The sequence below is a fragment of the Aquimarina longa SW024 genome, from assembly GCF_001401755.1.
In the GTDB taxonomy this organism is placed as follows: domain Bacteria; phylum Bacteroidota; class Bacteroidia; order Flavobacteriales; family Flavobacteriaceae; genus Aquimarina; species Aquimarina longa.
Genome location: NZ_KQ474101.1, coordinates 372,129 through 391,993, shown reverse-complemented (window position 1 = coordinate 391,993; position 19,865 = coordinate 372,129). Strand labels below are relative to the sequence as shown.

The 19,865-nt window shown below is 33.9% G+C and carries 18 protein-coding genes; 1 reads left to right on the top strand and 17 read right to left on the bottom strand.

The features are described from left to right. Positions 1–28: 28 nt before the first annotated feature. From N456_RS16025 to N456_RS15990, 9 genes are all read right to left on the bottom strand, one after another. Positions 29–2,869 carry a hypothetical protein gene (locus N456_RS16025; protein ID WP_062059436.1) on the bottom strand — a complete coding sequence of 947 codons (2,841 nt, stop codon included), beginning with the start codon at positions 2,867–2,869 and terminating at the stop codon, positions 29–31. Between the two features lie 291 nt (positions 2,870–3,160). Then, positions 3,161–3,961: a toxin-antitoxin system YwqK family antitoxin gene (locus N456_RS16020; RefSeq protein WP_062059434.1), complete on the bottom strand. Its 801-nt coding sequence runs from the start codon at positions 3,959–3,961 to the stop codon at positions 3,161–3,163. Positions 3,962–4,038: 77 nt separating this feature from the next. After that, positions 4,039–4,632, bottom strand: a complete 594-nt coding sequence (locus N456_RS16015) for a toxin-antitoxin system YwqK family antitoxin (protein ID WP_148639345.1) — start codon at positions 4,630–4,632, stop codon at positions 4,039–4,041. 2 nt (positions 4,633–4,634) lie between these two features. Beyond that, entirely contained in the window at positions 4,635–6,437 is a 1,803-nt protein-coding gene (locus N456_RS23785) for a DUF4280 domain-containing protein (protein WP_082422560.1), read from the bottom strand. Between the two features lie 11 nt (positions 6,438–6,448). After that, positions 6,449–7,447: a hypothetical protein gene (locus tag N456_RS16005; protein ID WP_062059430.1), complete on the bottom strand. Its 999-nt coding sequence runs from the start codon at positions 7,445–7,447 to the stop codon at positions 6,449–6,451. Positions 7,448–7,532: 85 nt separating this feature from the next. After that, on the bottom strand, positions 7,533–9,302 hold the full coding sequence (locus N456_RS16000; RefSeq protein ID WP_062059428.1) for a type VI secretion system Vgr family protein: 1,770 nt from the start codon (positions 9,300–9,302) through the stop codon (positions 7,533–7,535). A gap of 236 nt (positions 9,303–9,538) precedes the next feature. Beyond that, positions 9,539–9,715: a hypothetical protein gene (locus N456_RS24565; protein ID WP_158447914.1), complete on the bottom strand. Its 177-nt coding sequence runs from the start codon at positions 9,713–9,715 to the stop codon at positions 9,539–9,541. Between the two features lie 398 nt (positions 9,716–10,113). After that, on the bottom strand, positions 10,114–10,407 hold the full coding sequence (locus tag N456_RS15995) for a hypothetical protein (RefSeq protein ID WP_062059426.1): 294 nt from the start codon (positions 10,405–10,407) through the stop codon (positions 10,114–10,116). Between the two features lie 68 nt (positions 10,408–10,475). Continuing rightward, positions 10,476–10,703 (bottom strand): hypothetical protein, encoded by a 228-nt coding sequence (locus N456_RS15990; RefSeq protein WP_062056078.1) that lies wholly within the window; start codon positions 10,701–10,703, stop codon positions 10,476–10,478. 217 nt (positions 10,704–10,920) lie between these two features. Here N456_RS15990 and N456_RS15985 point away from each other — a divergent pair, with 217 nt between their 5' ends. Next, positions 10,921–11,355: a helix-turn-helix domain-containing protein gene (locus N456_RS15985; RefSeq protein WP_062056080.1), complete on the top strand. Its 435-nt coding sequence runs from the start codon at positions 10,921–10,923 to the stop codon at positions 11,353–11,355. Positions 11,356–11,362: 7 nt separating this feature from the next. Here the strand turns inward: N456_RS15985 and N456_RS15980 are convergent, their stop codons facing one another. The 8 genes from N456_RS15980 to N456_RS15945 all read right to left on the bottom strand — a co-directional run bounded on the left by N456_RS15980 (position 11,363) and on the right by N456_RS15945 (position 19,796). Further along, positions 11,363–11,554 (bottom strand): hypothetical protein, encoded by a 192-nt coding sequence (locus N456_RS15980; RefSeq protein ID WP_062056082.1) that lies wholly within the window; start codon positions 11,552–11,554, stop codon positions 11,363–11,365. Beyond that, positions 11,544–12,362, bottom strand: a complete 819-nt coding sequence (locus tag N456_RS15975; RefSeq protein WP_062056084.1) for a hypothetical protein — start codon at positions 12,360–12,362, stop codon at positions 11,544–11,546. Before N456_RS15975 ends, N456_RS15980 begins: the two co-directional genes overlap by 11 nt. A gap of 816 nt (positions 12,363–13,178) precedes the next feature. Beyond that, positions 13,179–13,370, bottom strand: coding sequence for a hypothetical protein (locus N456_RS24105; RefSeq protein ID WP_148639344.1), 192 nt, complete (start codon positions 13,368–13,370; stop codon positions 13,179–13,181). A gap of 363 nt (positions 13,371–13,733) precedes the next feature. Next, entirely contained in the window at positions 13,734–14,378 is a 645-nt protein-coding gene (locus N456_RS15965; protein ID WP_062059424.1) for a hypothetical protein, read from the bottom strand. A gap of 276 nt (positions 14,379–14,654) precedes the next feature. Further along, positions 14,655–16,001 (bottom strand): HTTM domain-containing protein, encoded by a 1,347-nt coding sequence (locus tag N456_RS15960; RefSeq protein WP_158447913.1) that lies wholly within the window; start codon positions 15,999–16,001, stop codon positions 14,655–14,657. Further along, positions 15,988–17,109 carry an imelysin family protein gene (locus N456_RS15955; protein ID WP_062059420.1) on the bottom strand — a complete coding sequence of 374 codons (1,122 nt, stop codon included), beginning with the start codon at positions 17,107–17,109 and terminating at the stop codon, positions 15,988–15,990. The genes N456_RS15960 and N456_RS15955 overlap by 14 nt, the downstream gene beginning before the upstream one ends. After that, positions 17,110–18,516 (bottom strand): di-heme oxidoreductase family protein, encoded by a 1,407-nt coding sequence (locus N456_RS15950; RefSeq protein ID WP_062059418.1) that lies wholly within the window; start codon positions 18,514–18,516, stop codon positions 17,110–17,112. A 101-nt stretch (positions 18,517–18,617) separates the two neighbouring features. Beyond that, positions 18,618–19,796, bottom strand: coding sequence for an imelysin family protein (locus N456_RS15945; protein WP_062059416.1), 1,179 nt, complete (start codon positions 19,794–19,796; stop codon positions 18,618–18,620). Positions 19,797–19,865 lie beyond the last annotated feature (69 nt).

The window sequence follows — 19,865 nt, the reverse complement described above, 5'->3', positions numbered from 1 at the left end:
AAAATATAAAAATTCATAAGTTTAGCAATCAATTGGTTTTGGCACGGACTTGATCTACCATTGGTTTTTCAAAAATTGGCGTAGGAGCCCCTTTGATGGTAAAAGCAGGGACAATGGTATACACCACTTTTTCATTGACCTTCTTATCCTTACCCTTACCATCTTTAATCGTTTTTTTACGACCAATTTGTTTTTCAAATACTTTATTACCTCTTCTTCTTGTTTCAAGTTTGAGGTATACACTTCCTTTGATTCCTGTAAAAATAACGGTATCGGTATATTGGGGTTCATTAGTATTGGAGAAGGTAAAGAGGCGTTCAAAATTAATAGATCCTGCCAGTTCTCCCTCTAGTTCTACCTCGGTACAGGTATCTTGGAATTCTACCCCCAAAAACTCTGGGGTGTACTCATTTAGCTTACTCCACCTCATTTTGGTAATGGATTTGGCTTCTAGTTTTACGAATACATCTACCCCTCTGTTTTTACCAAATACCGCTTTTTGATCTCCAAAAAAAGTGATTTTTTTACCACTGTCTTCAAAAATATCTAGCGTGTAGGTTTTAGTAAGGATATTGGCACTTAGATCGTAATGCGCATCATAGAATCCGCTAAAGGTAAGGGTTAACTTAGCTTCTTGCCCATATTTTTTGGCAAAATCATCGATCTTTTTATGGATTAGTTTTTCGGTATAATTTAACCCTTCTTGTACGTCTTTTGGTCTGGCATAGGATATTGGATGGGTTTTGGTATCGTCTTTAGTTTTAAAAATACGGTCACTTTCTTCTTTATTCACTTTTTTATCTGCCCACTTAGCTGCCTTGGTCGTATTGTTTTTTACTTTTCTAATCTTACCAACCACACCGACTACTTGCTCTGCTTTATCAAATATTCCGGTAATCCCTGCTACTTTGGCTACAAAAGACCCAATAGTTTCCTCTAGCTTATATTGTAGTGCGAATAGTGGTGCTGCGACTACTTTTTCTTGTAGTACTACTGCGGTACGTCCATCTGGTTGTATTGTATAGCCGATACCTCTGGATGAGGAGATCTGTGGCCATATAAACTCTATATTATCTCTGTCTCCTCCTTCTATTTTTCCGGTAGCAAAATCGGATGCTTTTTTTACATTACGAGCTACTTTTAAGATCCCTGTTATATTCTTACCTCGGGTAAGATAAAGTAACAGTGCATCGATCACTACGGTAACTCCTAATAGGTATCCGATCACAATCTTAGCGATATAGGAATACTTAGCGGTATAGTTCATTACTGTAGGTAGGGTATCTTGGTAAGAGTGATATCCATGCATCCCAAAGGCAAAGCTCTTGGCTTGATTCTCTAGATAATCCATTACGATGGCTTGTATGGGTTGCTGTAAGAAATTGCCAGGGAGGTATTTTAGGAATTTGGCAGTTTTGCCCTGCATTTTTCGTACCCAGTCTAATTCATCTTTTAGGCCTCGTATGAGTTGTACTTCGGTATTTCTAAAATAGATTTTTTTATCAAATCTCTTTTTGGGATTACCAATAAAGAGATGGTAGGCAAAGGCTACATCGGGATGAATGGAGAGGTGTATTTTTTTCTTAAAAGCGCAGCTCTCTATAGGGATTACAAAATTAGCCGGTTCTGGGCTAAATACTGGGAAATAGGTGGTAAAAAAATCAAGGTATTCTTTGTCTCCTAAATGTTTATACGGGTACTTAGGGGTAAAGGAGAGTTCTGATGTTGTTCCGCTCTTAACCAATGTGGTATCTGGGAATGCTTTTTGTAATTTGGTGATGTCTAAGAATTTCTTATTATGATCATGTGGTTTGCCCAGAAAGGTGCAATCCTCTAGATCTAGGTTTTCGATTTTTAGGGTCATTTTTTTACAACTATCATCGTGTGCAATAACGCCTACATCGAGATCAGATGCATTAACGTTTACATCTTCTTCTTTAGAGAATAAGGTAACGGGGGGGATTCCTTCGAACTCTTTGGTGATTTTCTCATACCTACAGGGTTTAAAATGTGCTACATCTGTAGCGATATCTCCTATCACTACAAATTTATTACCCTGCTTAGATAATGGGGAGTGTACTTGCTCATTGGGTCTTTTTTTGCGTACCGATAGGTATGCTTTAAAAGCTTTGGTAGGCATTCCTTTTACATCGGTAGAGATAGTCGGTGCGATTTTTAGGAGGTCTCCTGCGGTGGCTTTCCATCGGTGTTCTATCTGCACATTGATCACCACTTTTTGTACAATCTTATTCGGATCGTCTATATGTGGATAGGAGCGTACTTGTCTGGTAAAATACTTTCCTTTGATATCTGAGGTATCGGTTCTGTCATCGAGGTCGAGATCATCGGTATGCATCCACGGTAGCATATCGTAATCTTTTAATTCTACCTTTAGCTTATGCCCATACATTCCCTTAGTATAGATATGTAATTGTACGGCTTCTCCAAAGCACTTATCTCCTTGTAGTAATGGGCCTGTTTTTTCTTTAGAGTATGCTCTCCATTCTACCTTTACAATCCTTTTTATAGGGGTATTATAGCGTACAAAATATCCGTAGGGAGTCGTATTTTTTGGCTGCTCGTTTTCAAAAACAGGTTCGATCCATCCATATCCTATCCCAGAGAAAACGGCTTGCGCTTTTACTTTTATAGCAGCTCCCTTGGCATTACTAAAATCTTTTCTGGTAAACTCTGGTGCGCCATGGATCATACGGGCAATCCAGCGTACCCCTGCTAGTTCTTCGGGGGTGTATTGCTCTTTATTAGCTATTTTGGCAATGATATATCCATCGGGATCGACAGCTATAGTAAAGTTGGCTTTATCTACAGTATCGGGGCTTATGATACTTATTTTTTCTTCGGTTTTCATACTACAGTTATGATAAAATGAGTGCTAGATTGGTTAATTGCTGTTTTTTTGTCTAGCCTCATAAGATAGCGGGTTTATGGTATCCTGAGAATATATCAATTGGGTACAAAAAAAATAGCTGTACATTGATACTATAAATATTCTGATTAGCTTGTTTCTCATTTGTTTTTTACTCATTAAGTGAGATTTTAATGCTCCTCGGGTTTTCCCTAAGGTAGAGTGTTACAGTGTTTTTTTTAGTATTCTTAATTAGTTATAGGGGCTCCTTTATTACTATAGATTTGATCGTCATTAATAACAGGGTTCATTTTTATTAAAAATACAATGAGGAAAACGTACATCTACAGAGTCTTGTAGTGTATAGCTTGTTTCTCTTGCGACAGTACCGTCTTTATTATAGTATTTCCATTTTCCTATTTTATAATTGTTTTTTATTTTCCCCTCCTCTTTTAGAATAAGATCCTTTTTAGTTTTTACCTTAGCGTAATCTGTCTGAAAAAAATCTTTCCAATATCCTGTTCCATTTTTATATTTCTTTATATAAAAATCAGCTACAATAAAGCCAGCCATTTTTAGGTTTCCATTATAAGAAAAGAATTGGTATTGCCATTGATTAAAACTTTCTTGACAATAACTTTCTTGTATTACGCCATCTTTAACTTTTATTAACCATCTTTTTCTTTGATTATATTGTAATAGGATATCTATATCTCCTAATTTATTTTTAACATCATAAATAACCCCATTTTTTATATGGAACTGTTTCTTTACTATCGCTATTGGGATATAATCAGAAAGTTTATATTGAAATAAACTTTTTTCATAAACCTGAGGTTCTAAATCATTAACTTTCCATTGATATACCGAATCAAGCTCTATCTTACATGTTCTAATCATGCCTTCTTTATAATTAGCTCTCTTGACTTTTGGAGGCTTTTTTTGAGACGAACAGCTTGTAAATAATAGAAGTAATACAATAGTAAAAAGTAGACGTAATTTATTTAATATGACTTTTTGATACATAATCTGTATTGTCTTTAGTTGTTGTGATAATATTTTTTTGCTTCTTCTTGCATTACTCGTATTTGCCAAGCAAAAAAGAATTTTCGATGTTTACTATAATCCATTATATTATCTGTTTTTCTCTTTGTATATGTATAAGGGTTTTTTTAGTATTCTTCATTAGTTACAGGGATTCCTTTATCATATAGAATAGATTTTATTCTTTTTTTATGTTGGCCATACATACACCATTCCCCTTGTTTTTTACCGTTTAGGTAGTCTCCTTCTTGTTTTAGTGCTCCTGTTTTGTAATCATAGTCTTTATATGTACCATTGCCTTGTGCTCCAAAATTGGTTTGGTATAGCGATGTACCTGTAGTATCATATACTCGATACTTGCCTAGGATTAATCCGTTGTTCCAGTTTTCTGTTTTAACTACTTTGTTCTTATAGGTGGTTTTCCAAAATCCTGTTTTGTAACCGTTGTTAAAGGCGCCTGTTTCACATAATCCTGAAAAATAATAACTATTTACAATATCAGTATCATCATTCAAATAAGTTTCACATACCTCATATAGACTATTAGGTAAGTGACTATCTGATTTTCTTTTATAGATATTAATTCCTTTGTTGTTCTTAATTAATAACCTATGAGATGATGTAGGGATAATTGGTTTTTTTACTTCTTTTATTTGCCCACTTATGTGATTACATAAAATTGCCCAATAGAATAATAGAAATAGTATGTTTTTTGATTTCATTTTCATTTTTTATAAAATTTTATAATATCATCTTGTAGCGCCTTCCATTGAAATTTCCAAAAAGTTTTTCTTATGTTATAATAATCCATAAAATTATCTGTTTTACCTTGTTTAAATTTATATAGATTTCTATAGTATATATTAAGTCTACTTCTTGCAAATTTATAATCACTCTTATACTCTTGCCATTCTTCCTTGATTTGTTCTTTAGATGCTTTTATTTTAAAAAGATAATTTATTCTTGCATCTACTTGAGTTATATATTCATTATAATTGATTACCTTTTTTTTCGTTAAATTGTCTTTTTCTTTAAAAGAATGATCTAACCCTGCTACATGTGCAATCTCATGTGTAAATGAGGTTTTATCATTTAGATTTGATTGAAAAACAACTAAACCTTTTGCTCCAAGCTCTTTTAAGTTTCCGTAACCTCCTGCTCCTTCTTCGCCACCGTACTTACTATGATTAAGAGGCGATATGTAGACTGTTATTCCTCTGTTTCTATAAACTTTAGGGTGCTGTTTTTCAAACTCTTTATTAAATTCATCTAATAAAACCCCTTTAAATAGACATCCCTCTTCAACAATTAATTGATGTTTTATCCACTCTTTTTCATCAATAATAATATCATAAACCTTGCCAATGGTACATTGTAGTAATGCTTGGTTTAGGGACTGGGTATTAAGGTAGTCTTGCAGATTTTGTAAATCTCCTGATAGATTCTTGTTTGGGTCTCCAAACCCTTGATCGATTCTATTTTCTATAGTTTTTTTATCCTCTTCTTTAGCAATACTTCTTAAGATTCGTACTGGAGTAATCTCAAAATGTAAGTCCTTATGATTAGAGTTTTTCAAAAAATTAATCTTACCGACTGTAATATTGTCTTTATCTTTTAACTCAATTGTAGTATCTTTAGTAAGGGGAGTATCGCAATAGATGGTTACTAGTATGTTATCCATATTAGCTTCTGATACCTTGATTTCATCAGGTTCAAAACGGATACCGTTTTGGACAGGTAATTTTATAATATCCTGATCCGTGATAGGGGTATGCTCTGTATAGGTACATACAGAAAGATTGAGTTGTACACCTTCTTGTTTAGGAAACATACTAATCCAAGGAACAAAATACTCTTCTCCTTCAATCTTAAAAGGCGTATATTCTTTTTTTAGTTTATCGTAATCATCACAGATATCTTTATCTCTATCACCTGTGGGGATATAATCATATCTCATCCAATCAAACCCAAATTCTCCCTTATAATCAGGTAATCTAGTGAAATAAGCTTTAAATCGTAGGTCTTGCTCTTGCTGCCCCTCGGTATAGTTCTGTACAGAAAATTCTTCTACTACTTCTTCTAGTGCTTTTATATTTACTAATGGATTAAGGTGTACTTGTTCTTGCTCGTTTGCCTGTGCTACATTGCTACTGTCTGGTGCTGCTGTCTGCCCGTGCCATGTAAATTCTACACAGGGTGCTCCTGCAATGGCGCAGGTAGCTTTGCTATTTTCTGTTAATACCTGTCCGCTATTGGATAGTTCTACCTTATCATACGCATCTTGCCATATGGTAATAGCAGGTACACAGGGCAGAAAACCACTAGAGGAGGGTTGTAACTTACATTGCCCAAAGGTTTTTGCCTGTAGTGGCATTCCTAGATCCATGGTGTTGGCAACTAGTTTTTTACTAGCGGCATCATCATTGATATACGCTTTTTGTTGGGATTGTACGACTAAGGTGTCTGGGGTGTTGCCAAATTTACATTTGCACATTGCTCCATCGACTACTATGTGACCTGTACTCATATGCTTGTTGATTACCTAAATTTAAATTCTTTACCGAATAGAAAATATCGTTTTTTCTTTTTCTCTGGTGTTGGTGCTTCTTTTTCTTCTTTGATGCGTTTTTCTTGTTTTTGTAACGCATTTATGGGGGTTTTGTTTTTTTGATGATAGATCTCTATTGCCATCTGTTCTTTTTTGCCTGATGGAAACTCGATACAGGCACTCCCTATAATGGTATTGGCAATGGGAGAGTCTGCATAGATCTGGTATGTAATCTCATAGGTGCCTTGTACACCCGGTGGTTCTTTGGCTATAGAAACCATATTACCTCGTAGGATGTCTTTTTCTGTTCTGGTATCAATACATTGCCCCTGCTGTGTGATTAGAATATCCTTTTTTTTATGTGGGTGTGGTTGGATCTGCAAGGTACTACTATAAGGTATTGTAGCTACATAAGGGAGCAGTGGTAGGTGTATTACAGGATTTTTAATATGGCTTTTTTTATATACTGGTGCAAAAAACAGGGAGATAAACCAATCTCTCTGTAGGATATATGCTGCCATTTTATCAGGATTGTTTAGTAGGGTATCCATCTTCTTAATCAATAGTTGTACCGTAGGGCTATCGTATGACTTTTTAATCTGTTGTCTCTCGATATGCCAGCGTTTTTGGATCGCTACGGGGTTGGTAATCCGTAATGCTGCTCCTGTATGGTGTACGGCAATTTGTAAGGGGTAAATCACATTACCACAGCGCTCCGCTAGTTCATCTAATGTACTGCTTGGTTTTTTTTGATTGATAAATACTTGATTTTTATAAAGCTCAAAACTATAGGTCTGCTCATCAGACTGCTCTAAGCAGATAACATCAATCTCATAATGGATCTGTGTTTTTTGCTGTTGCTCATTCTCGGATTGTAATACGACTCCATAGGTTCTGGCGACTCCTATAGGGTGATATATAAAGGTGCTCTGCCACTGTGTGGTTTCTTCTTCTCTAAGAATACTGGTTCCAAAATCTCGTTTGATCATACTATATTTTTACTCCCTGCCTAAGGTGTACCTCCTAAGAGAGGTTTTATTATCCCGAGGTAGTTTGTTTATCTCAGTAAAAGGATTAAAACAGTTTTACTTTATCACTTGCTTGTACATCTACTTGTTTAGAGCTTACGAGTTCCATATTCTCTTTAGAGCTTTCTAATCTCATCTTTTCTGCATTGCCGAGTACCTCTTTGGCAATAAGCATTTTATTTTCTTCTATGGTTTCTGTAGCATTTTTAGCACTTATAGAGAGATCGTCTGTTACTCGGGTAATCATATTGGTCCCTGCATTCACTTTTACTTCTTCTGAGGCATTGATCTCTATATTCTTAGCATTAAAAGTCATAGTTTCTAATGCGGTAACATTGATATTATTATCAGCAGTATCGATCATAAAGGTGTTTCCGTTCTTATCGCTAATGGTAATATGCTCTGCTCCTTTAGCGTCATTAAACTCTAGGGTATGCCCTGATCTTGTCTTTATAATTTTTACATCATTCTTATCGGTAGCAAATCCTGATGGGCTAGCAGTACCAGAATATAAGGCTCCTAGTATAAATGGGCTTTCGGCATTCCTATTCTCGAACGATACCATTACTTTTTCTGCTTTTTCTGGCAAGAAGTGGAAGCCTTTTTCTGAGCCCCCATGAGGAGTGATCATCCGCAGCCATGGGGTCATTTCTCCTATGGCTTTTTGCCATGGGAATTGTACTCGGATTCTTCCGAGATGCTGTGGATCGGCATTATCCATCACCGTAGCTACGGTAGTATCACTCTGCGGATATCGATTAAGATCCATATATGGATAGGTGTCTAAACTGGCTTCTACGGCGGTAAACTCATTGCCGTATACTCCATGCTCTGTATTGGTATGGGTAATGCTGATAATTCTATACCTACCATAGCCTTGTACTCTGATGATTGCTCCTAGTGCTACACTGGGGTTATCACTACTCCCTTTAGCAATTACCTGTTGCATCGCTCTAGCGATAGTATGCTGTTCTACCTGTGTATCTAGTCTAGATTTTTGATTGCCATCGGTGTATAGGCTATGTGATGCTTGTGTGGGTTTATGGTAGAGCTCTTTAGATTTATTATCCATAAATCCGTGATATCCCTCTGATGGGATATTGATCTCTTTACTACTTTTTTGATGTAACTCATCAGTAAGATAATCGGTACTACTATAGGTAGTCGTATTGGCTACTACATCTAATTCTATACTAAAATCCTGTAAGTCGACCCCATATCTAAGTTCTGTTTCTTCGGTGCTGGGGTTACCAAATACCAATTGCTTACCGTTATAATAGAACCACTCATTATGATAGGCGGCTAGTCTACTGGCGTAGCTAAAGGCACTCTGATTATGCTGTACGGAGTAGTGTATGGTTTCTGAGGATCGTGGTGCAAAATTGGTTTCTAGTTTTCCGATATCATATCCCTGAAAAGTACGTTCTAAGATTTCCGACAGGTTTACATCACTATACGAGGCATAGTGATTACCGTTATCTGCTAATATACTGGTGCTCTTAGCTTGCAACAGTATCAGATTTCCTTTTTCTTGATCGTATCCTTTTATGGCACGTACTTTAGTTACCACTCCTTTAAATTCTAATGCGCTATACCCTCCATAATTAGCGAGTGCTTGGATCTGTACTGTGATAATCCCACCTAGATACTCTTTACTTGCTCCTACGAGCTCATCACTTAGTTGCTCGATGACATCGGCACGGCATAGGAGTTCTAAATCGTGGTGGGCGTCTAACTGTTGTTCTATTTTTAGACTTAGATAAGAGTGTAGCGGTGTGGAGGATAAATGAATAGTGGTAGTAGTTTGGAGAGCCATAATATATGTGTTAAAAGGGGATTAGATTTTAAATGTTACTATTAGTCGTTGATTATTAAATAAATGATTTAAAAAATTAGTCCCCCAAAAGTAATCTTATACAAGGGGTAATACAAGGGATGTATAGGGGGAAAAAGCCCCTTTTTTGTTGCGATTATTCCTACAGTTAGCTTTTTAATCATTTAATTATATACTTTATTAGTTAATGTCTTATACTCTGAGATTGTTACTTTTTTTTAATTATCTGATATTTTATTTTCATGATACCTGGCATAGATCCATGTATATACACTGACACAATAGGGATCATGGTTTAATAAATTATTCATAAAATTGTTTGTGTCGATATTTAAAAACTTTAATATTCCGAATAATACTTCTTGTGGTACTTCGTCTATGTCGTCTACTAACATCTTATTAGGTTTTAATCCCTCATTGAAGGTTTAATTCTCCGAGGTTGTTGGTTTAAAAGGACACAAGAGTAATCATGCACATAGAGGACTACACAATGGAGGGGTTGCAAAAAATTACTCTCGCTATCCTAAATTAATTGGGGAGTTTATTTATAAAAATGCAGGAGCAATTAATTGGTATATAGTATATTGAAAATTTCCCCAAATCTTAACTATAGTATTGCTCCTGCGACCATATATTTATGTTTTAAAATCAATTTTTTTTATCTCTAGATAGATAATTACGCGTTTTACAAAGACATCAGGGTACTTTAGAATTACAAAATGAACTGTTGCGAACTAAAAACTCTGCCGTACCCGACATCTCTATACAAGGACGAACCTCGAACTAACTCAACTTAACTTACTCTGACTCTACTATTTTTAGGGATTACCTTTTTTAGAGATAATGGTTTATTTTGTTGTATATGATCTATGGCAAAAGGGGACTTACGGATTATAGTTGCGATCTCATAAGAATTTAGCCCCTGTTTATAAGATTCTTGTATCCATCTACGTAATAATAGAGCATAACCGTTATAACTCTCTACACAACAGTTAAACTGAGATTGTTTAATCTGTAACTGAGTAAATACACGTTCTTCAAAAAGACGTACTCTCCTTTCTTTTTCTTGTGTGGTACTTGGTTTCATATCTATTTATTTGGGAATAATCTAATTTTAATATTTTAGTTAAATCGTGGAATCATTTACTTATAGATTTAAGTTATATGCTTATTTTTTTTTAATTTTTCAAAATCAGATACAAACTTTTCTGTAAATCGATAAATCCTATTAATCCTTTTCCTACTTAATTGTCTATTATACTTATAAAATTTCTGCATTGTACCTTCGGGAAAATTCAAACACCTATCTAGACCATTAGCATTAAAAGCATCTTCATATTTAATAAACAAAGATTCAATAATTAATTTTCTATCTTCTTTCATAGTTTACCAATTTTATTTCTTTATTATCCAAATCTCTTATATCTAAAAAGATTATCAACTCATTAATTTCTTACCTATACTAGTTTCGCTCCCTGCGTTTTTCCTTATATATATACATACTTCACTTGTTTTTTTATAAATTTACGTTTTAACCTCAGTCAAATATACATATTTTATATGAAAAAAACATATATAATATGTTAAATACACAAAATTAATGAATTATATATCAGAAAATTTAAGCTTTTTACTACATAAGACAGGTCTAGGAAAGGATGCTTTTGGAGAAACAATTGGGTTAAAAAGAGGAAATATAGGATCATATATAGATAAGAAAGCTTTTCCAAAGATTGAGACACTACAAAAAATATCTGAAACTTATCAAATAACAATTGACGATCTTATTAATATAGATCTATCCAATAACACTTTAAAGCCTAAAAATTTAAATACTCAAAGAAGAAAACTTGATAATTATTCTGTTGCAGAAATTATTGAAAATATGTATTTGAGAGATAGTGAGTTTTCACAGAGTCCATTACTATGGATGTATATAAAAATGAAAATTTTAGATGGGAAAATCACAGACGAAGAATTGATAACAGAACAGTTAAAAATAATAACAGAGAGAAACATTAAGAAAATTGAATAGTTCTCATTCATAGCGTAGCAGAAATGCTTTCTTTTAATAACTGTTTTTTTAAATTAAGCTCATTCAATTGATTTTCTTTTTTTCTAATTTCTAGCTCAAATAAATCCATCAGAGATTGGTTTAGATCATTTGCATCTGATTCATAAATCAGACCTTGCTTGAAGATTTTATCATATATTTTCTCTTTTTTATGATTCATCTTTACAAGCTATTTTCTTCATTGTTATTTCTAACTCTTCGTCATATTCTTCTAATTTAACCTGAATATCTTCTTTCAAATCAGGATTTGCATGAAAGGCTTTTACGGCAAAATCTAAAACATAATTTTTACGACTAATAGTAATAAAATGAATTAATTCTTTTATTCTGAAACTTAATAAAAAATTAGTATCTCTGTTGTAATAATATTTAACTAAAGAAACTGAAGACCATGAACTTAAAATTGCTAAGGTCATAATTAAGATATGATAAGCTGTAATAGGTAGATCTTGTGGTAAGATAAACCAAATAATCATATAAAACGATATCAGAAATGATATTGAGTATAAAATTATAATAGAGCGGTATAAGTATACATTAGCTTTTAATTTATCTTTTGAATAAAGAAATAAAAATAATATTATAAAGGAAAAAAGAATATATGGCAATCTAATACCAAAGCCAATCAAAAAAACTCTTAATGTTCTAAATCCAAAATATCTATGTTTATTAACTATTTGACTTAATTGATAATCTAATAAATTAGCCTCAACACTTCTGTCAATATTAAATAATTCCAGTTGTTCAATATATTCAAGAGGTGTAATCTCATTTGACTTTAAGCTTTCTTCTAACTGACAGATTTCTTTATTTTTTAACCTATTAAAAGTATTAATTTTTTCTTGAAACAATTTTACTTCTTCTGGTTTTTTAGGAAAGTTAATATGTAGTAAAGGTGCAATAAAAATTATTACTGCACCTATTACTATAAAAATTGAAGTAAATACTTTCTTTTTATTCTCTGTCATCTTGGTCTGGTTCTTCGAGTTTATCGGAGGCAAATAATCCAATTTCTTCAACTTCTTCAGTTTCACTAATTGAATTGTCTGAACACCCCGATATCAATAATGTTAAATTTAAAAAAAGAAAGCATACAAAAAAGTTTTTAAAAAAAAATGATTGTTTTTTAGAAGTATTCATAATTTTAATTGTGTATTTGTAAGTTAATAAGTGTTTGATTTACAGGTAAAAATAACGATATGGTTTTAAATAAGAAGCTTTAGAAATGAATATTTTTTTTGTGATTTATTTTGTTTTTATGCGTAATTTGGGGGTTATTCCCCTCTTTTAGTCTTTAAAAAGTTCTTAAAAAAAACAGATTCAACAGAAACTCTAATAACAAATCACATAATCAATTGATTAAAAGGTATTTAAATCCGTGGTTTAACCTTACTTGTTTTAATGTTTAACCACATAAAAAAGATGAAGAAGACCATGAAAATTTAATTTTTAACACACTACTCAAAATTATAAATAAACTTTATTAGTAAAAGTTTTTATGCACTATGAAGAGACATCAAATCTATGCTCTTTAGAATTAGCCATTTTGATAATCATTTCTTGTATCATTTGCTCTCTTGTTGTTTTTGGTTGTTTTGCAGACCTTCGAGGTTTTGGAAACCTCGAAGATCTAAAACGTTAATTTTTTAGAGATTATACTCCCTGTATTTCTGTAAAAGGGTATCCCCTGTTGTATATATTTTAACGTTTTATCGTTTTTTAGATGTATCGTTTTGCGGTTTTATTATGTGAGTACTTGTAGTATTGCTAACGGCTCCTAAGGTTTATATTAGAGCTAAAATACTGGTTTCTGCACTGTATGTGTGTATTTCTGTACGGTACGCTGACATTTCGGCATTGTATGTGTGTATTTCTGTACGGTGCGCTGACATTTCGACATTGTACGTGCGTATTTCTGTACGGTACGCTGACATTTCGGCATTGTACGTGCGTATTTCTGTACGGTACGCTGACATTTCGGCATTGTACGTGTGTATTTCTGCGCTGTAGCCTATAGTTGGTACAGAATGCTTAGGTAGTGTTATTTAGTTACTGATTTTTGAGGTCTTATTGTATGACTGAGCGTAGTCGAAGCTTTTACTTAGGGATAAAACTTAATGGCATTGGGGTTGCCCAAAATGCTATTAAGTTAAATTTACATTTTTGATTAATAAACAACCTCGGAGCAAGCTCACGAGGTATGTTTCTAAAAAAAAATACTCTTTTACTTATATTGTAGATTCTCTAGCCTTTAGTTTATCCTTGGCTAAGTCGAAGGGCTAGAATGACAAGCAGAGTGTATTGTTTTTTTTACTAAATGATAGTATGCTAAAATGGTATTAGTTTCCTACAATAATGCGAGCGGCTAAATATCCGTTATAAAAAGTGGTGTTTGTACGTTTAAAACGTTTCATCACTTTATCCATCTTATGGGTTAGTAATGTGGTTGTTTGATCAAAAAGGTCTGATAGATTGATGGTTGCTTGTTTCTGTGCAATACGGTATTGCCTAGGCTGACCATTGAATACTAAAAAGCTATCAAAACTGTTTTTTAGATCCGTAACCTGATCCTGTGTTATACCATAATCTCCTAGTGGTTCTATGTGCTGGTCTAATAATGATATGGTTTCTGTAATTATGGTAATAAAATCTTGATTGCGTAGTTTATAGAGATCAGAAAAGCTTTTTGCTGCTTTTTGCTCTAATATTGCATTACCTTCTATAGTTGTATAGGCTTCTAGAGCGTCATTTAGAATATCTGATTTTTCTGATACAAAACGTTTTTGTGTGGTCTTGTTACCTCCTAGATATACTCTAGAGATTTCTTGGCTGTCCTTGTTTTCATTAATCTGTATCAATAACTCCTCTAGATCATTTTTAAAAGTTACTAATATCGGAACACCGCTCCATACCGTAGTATTGGTGTCCATAAATGTTTGTACTGCTTGGTACATTTCCAATCGATTGATTTGTCTTTTGGTCATAAAAAAATATGTTTTTTGTATCTATTAATTTAGTTGATATTATGTCGTATGAAGACCTATATATCACTATGTATATTGTTAATGTATCGAGTAGTAATTTTGTTACCTAAATACGTAAATAATATTTTTTATTTATTAAGAACTTCTGTAGTGTAGTTGTGTGTTTTATATAAATTATACTGTAAATCAATAATTTATAATCAATTCTAATACTATATTAAGAGTATATAGTGTAGTAAATAATAGATTATGGCCCATAACTGAATGACTAAATAACTAAAAATCAGTCATTGGTAGTACATGGTTGTACACCTCATCAATTGTTGTAATACGTAGTATATCTATATTAGGGTCTAAAAATGTCTGTGAAGCTCTACCATTAAGGGCCACCTTAGTGTCTACATATATCGATAGGTTTGTAGCGCCTTGTTCCTGATATTCTTCTTTTAGGAAGTGTGCAAATTGCCATATCATATCAGGCTGAAAACTCATCTGCTTCTCTTGTATTATGGATAAATACTGTGATGGGTATACGGTAAACTTTTTTTGAGTATCATGATCTACTATTCTAAATGCTACTACTCCGTTTTTTTCCCTAATCATTACGTGCCATGAAAATCGAAGCCCGTTTTCTGTCCATAAAACAGTATCCGTAAGTGCCATATGCCGTAATGGAAATGTGATCTGAAAAAGAATATAAATTGCTATTATAGGTAGTGTGCTGCGATGCGTTATATACCTAGCTGTGGTAGTGCTAACGGGTATTTTTTTTATAGAAATAGATAGCTTCTCTCCTATCGTTTTCCATTCTTCTGGTGTGATAAAAATTAAGCTACTGGCTATCATCAGCCAAGGAAACATGCCTATATTAAAAAGGAGATAGGTTAGGACATGAAAAACAATGACTGCACTATATGCCCAGAGTCTATAGCGTTTATTCCATAATAAAAAAGGAATACTAAGGTCATAGAGCATCGCTAACCAACTAAAGACGTATGCTGTACCGCTATAGTGAAATAATACTCCTAGTATAGGAATATCTGTTCTTGCCAGAAGCCATATTTTTAGCGGTTGTGCTGCTAAAAGCCAATCTGATTTTAACTTTGCAATTCCGCCAAAAATATAGACTATGGCTATCTGCAATTGTAAGATCTTAATTGTCCATAAGGGTACCTGATGTAGTCGTATCTTTTTATATATCAAAGCGTCTATACTATAATTACGATGTGCAGGAATCCATAGTAATAAAAAAGCTACTAGAGAAACAAAGTAGTAATGGTTTAAATACCAAGCTTTCTCTACTAACTCTAAGTATGTAAAGGTTATAAAGAATAAAAAAATTGCTACTCTATAGAACATTCCTATTGCGATTAAGAATGCACATAATGCTGATCCTCCAACGATAATGTACATCATTGGGGGATCAAATGGTACTACCCAATGAAAATAATGATAGGTAAAATGAAATTTTGGTGTGGTGTAACATGCTTCAATCCACCCTTTATACATAAATCGCAATTGCGAAAAACACATCAATATCCCAAAGGCTATTCTAAAAACAACTAGGGGGAGTATAGAGGTCTGTTTTGTAAATCGTGCGTATACTTTATTAATCGCCGTCATTGTCATTAAACGTTATCGTAGTTCCTAATATAGTAGCCATATCGACTTTGATTAATACTAATAGCTCTCTAAAAGAGTTTTTTAGAGCGATTATTTTTTCTGGATGAGTGGTGATCTCTTCTTTTAATGTTCCTTGGATAGCATCGAGTTTTTTCTGACATACAGAGAACTGAGTTATGAGTGTGCTTGATAGTTTCTTACTGCCGATATGGTTTAGAATATCATCAAAACCTACTTTAGTAGAGGTTTCTGTAAAATCTCCTGTATAACATCGGTGTAGGGCTACTAAATGTTGCTGTAGTATTTCTTTAGAGAACCCACTATAGTAGGCTTCTAACCGCTGTAATTCTACAGTGCCTCCATTAGTGTCTCCTAGGGGTTTTCCTAATTTAGAAATTATGGTTTCTTCTATTAGTGTAACCATTGCATTGATGACTTGATTTTGACTCCCCTTAATTCCGTTTTCTAAAGCAGTGGTAAAATTTTCTTTTTCTGTATCCCAAAGATGCTTTAATGCTATGGATTTAGACTGTAAGTTTTGGGTTAAAGCGACTAGGTAGTCATGTCTTCTAGCTGCTTTTTCATCGATTGTAAACTTATCTAATATCGTACTTCCTGCTTCTGCATAAAAAATAAGGTATTCGATTCCTGAAATTCCTTTTGATGAAGATCCTAATGAGGTTATATAGTCTAAATTGAGTGCTGCTGTACTTGCTATATTACTATCTATTCTTAATGGGTCTGTTGGCCAACGGTTTATCTCAAAACTAATAAAGCTGTCTGCGATCTTTCCTATATCATACAATTCTAATTGTTTCCAAATCACTTGCATGGCTTTCCATTGTTGCTGAACAGCTTGTAAATTAAGTACTGTTGCTTCTGCCTGAAAATGCTTAGTTACTGTTACTAGTGCTTCTGTTTCTTTGGTTAATGCTATAGATAATGGTATGATCTCATTATTATATAGGTTTAGTAACTGATCTTTTTTGTATACCTGTAGCTGTGAAGATCCTTCGGAATCGTCATTACAACTGGTACATAAAGAGGTTATTAAAATTGCTACTAATAGGATACATATTGCATGTGCTTGTCTTATCATAAGATTCATTTATAATGATTTTATAAAGTCAATTAGTTTGGTTCTGTCTGTAGTCGTCAGTTTCATAAACTCGTTCTTAGAGGCTGCTGCTTCTCCATCATGCCATACAATAGCTTCTTCTATAGTACGAGCGCGACCATCATGCAGTAGGTTAGTATGTCCGTTAACGGTCTCTATAAGTCCTACTCCCCATAGTGGTGGTGTTCTCCATTCTTTTCCTGTTGCTTTAAAATCGGGGGTATGATCTGCTAACCCTTCTCCCATGTCATGAAGTAATAGGTCTGTATAGGGTCTAATTGTTTGGTTAGCGAGTGCTTTTATAGGGTAATCTCCTGTCTGTAATACTGGGATATGACAGGCTACACAATTTACTTTTTTAAATAATTGTTTGCCTTCTAATATATGCTGCTTGTCAAAGTCTCTACGGGCAGGAACAGCAAGTGTGCTAGAGTATAATGTAACTTTGTCTAAGTTCTCGTCTGTAATCTCTGGAGTGCCTCCATTAGCTATGGTAATACAGTCTATTGTAGTGGGACAGTTTTCTTCTGGAAATAATGAGGAGGTAATCCCTAAATCCCCAGAAAAAGCGCCTGCTACTTGCTGTTTTAGATTAGGTTGGTTGCTTTTCCATCCAAAACGCCCCATCTTAACCGAGTTTGTGGCTATATCATATACATAATTGGGTTTTCCTGAGATTCCATCACCATTACGATCAGATTCATCTGCATAACTCAGTACTGTTTGCTCTGCAACTGCATCTAATAACCCTAATCCAATCATTTGATTAGCTACTCTTGGCGATACCTGAACATTGGCTGCCATTGCTCCGTAGTTTAGGTTTATAAAACGATATATCGGTTTCTGTAATGTGATGGTTGTTTTATCAGGATAGGTAATTGTTATTGGCTCGTATGTAATTTTTATATCTCCTTCTACTAGTATTCCTGGTATTACATCATCTTGGAACTGTCCTCCATAATTAGGGTCTGGAAGGTTCCCTCCTACTGCATTAGTTCCTGGAATGCTAAGTCTAAATAGTAACCCAGAGGATTTTTCGCCGTCTGATATCGGTGCACGTCCTCGCCCATCTTTAAAATGACATCCTGAGCAGGATCGTGCATTAAATAGTGGTCCTAATCCATCTCTTGCTGTAGTCGATGCTGGTGCTGTTACCCAACTCTGATTGAATAAGGAGTTTCCTGTAAAGAAAAACAAACCATTGTTTTCATCTAAATTAGGTGCCTGAAAACCAAAGGCGTTCTTAGAGGTATCAAAAACTGTAGTTTCACCTCCAGAAAATTCTTCTCTTTCTTCTGGTTGCAGAACGATATAATCCGAATCATCATTCTGACAGCTGATCAGTAGTATTATAACACTACTACTTATTATATATCTAAATATTGTGGCGTATAGCATATTATATTTTTAACAACAAAATCAGAACTCTCTTATATATTGCTATAAAAAGGTTCTGATTTATACTTTTTTAATACTAAAAAAAATAGGTGCTATAGTATCTATTCTGGTAAATTTGAAGATACTGTAATCCCTAATTCTTTACCGCCTTCAACAAATTTATCTCCTAAAGCTCTAAGGGCATTTACTGCGGTTAATACTTTTGGTCTCTCTGAAACATTAGAAATTGCATAATCAAAAGGTATTGCTGTAGCATTTACTGCGGTTTCTGCCGCGGTTAATTGGGCTGTTATTGCTGCTCCTAATTTTGCATTCTTTTTTGTGATTAAATTTTCTAAAGAACTACCACTTACTGAAGTATAACGCCCTCTATAAACATTAGCTATCCCTGCTAAGTTTAATCTTAGATCTCGGTGTGTATTGTCACTAAAACAAGAGTGCTCATCTTCTTGATTTTGGTTATCATAAGCAACAAATACTCGCTCTCCTGCTAGTTCTGATTTTCCTAATGTAGAAATCCCTGTTAATATATTTCTTAAAGCAATATCTTTATCTAGTGCTAAAAATGTTGTTCTATACGCTCCTCCTATTTTCCAATCATCTAATAGTAATTGTAAGTGATCTAATAATAGTTCTGAACAGGCAACCATATATGCTCTTCTTCTACTTTGGTTAGATGCTGTTCCTCCATCAACAAAATCTGTATAAGGTCGTAATCCAGATTTTTTTTCTGATGGGCTAGAGTTATCTTGCCCCCATAATAAAAATTCTATGGCATGATACCCTATACTTATATTTTTCTCTCCTCCTTTTTCATTTAATCCCTCGAGTACTGCTTTATCAATTGTTGGGTATTTTACTGGATCATTTATAATTCCTGAATTGGCATTACCACTTACATAATCCACATAGTTTTCATCTAAAGGCCATGCGTTTAATAATCCTTCTGGTCCATCACTATCATCGATTGGTCCACTTGCAAATCTAAAAGCTTCTGTCTGTCCATAAGATTCTCTTGATTCTTTCCAAGCAGTTTTGGCTGCATCAAAATTCTCTTGATTAGGTGTTGCTACAAATTTGTTAATCGCAGCTTGTAGTGCCTTGGCTCCATCATATGCGTCTTGATAATTTTTATAAACTATAGTCGCATAGTTCTCTATAACTGCGGACTTATCTTTAGACAATGCATCGGCTGCAGCTAAGTCATCATCACTAGAGCATGAGAGTATTCCTAATGTTAGTATGCTTAAAAAATAATAACCTATTGCTGGTTTTTTCATCTTGTAATTATTTAGACTTATTTAAAATAAAGTACAAATATATTTTTCAGTGTTTACAAAACCAAATTT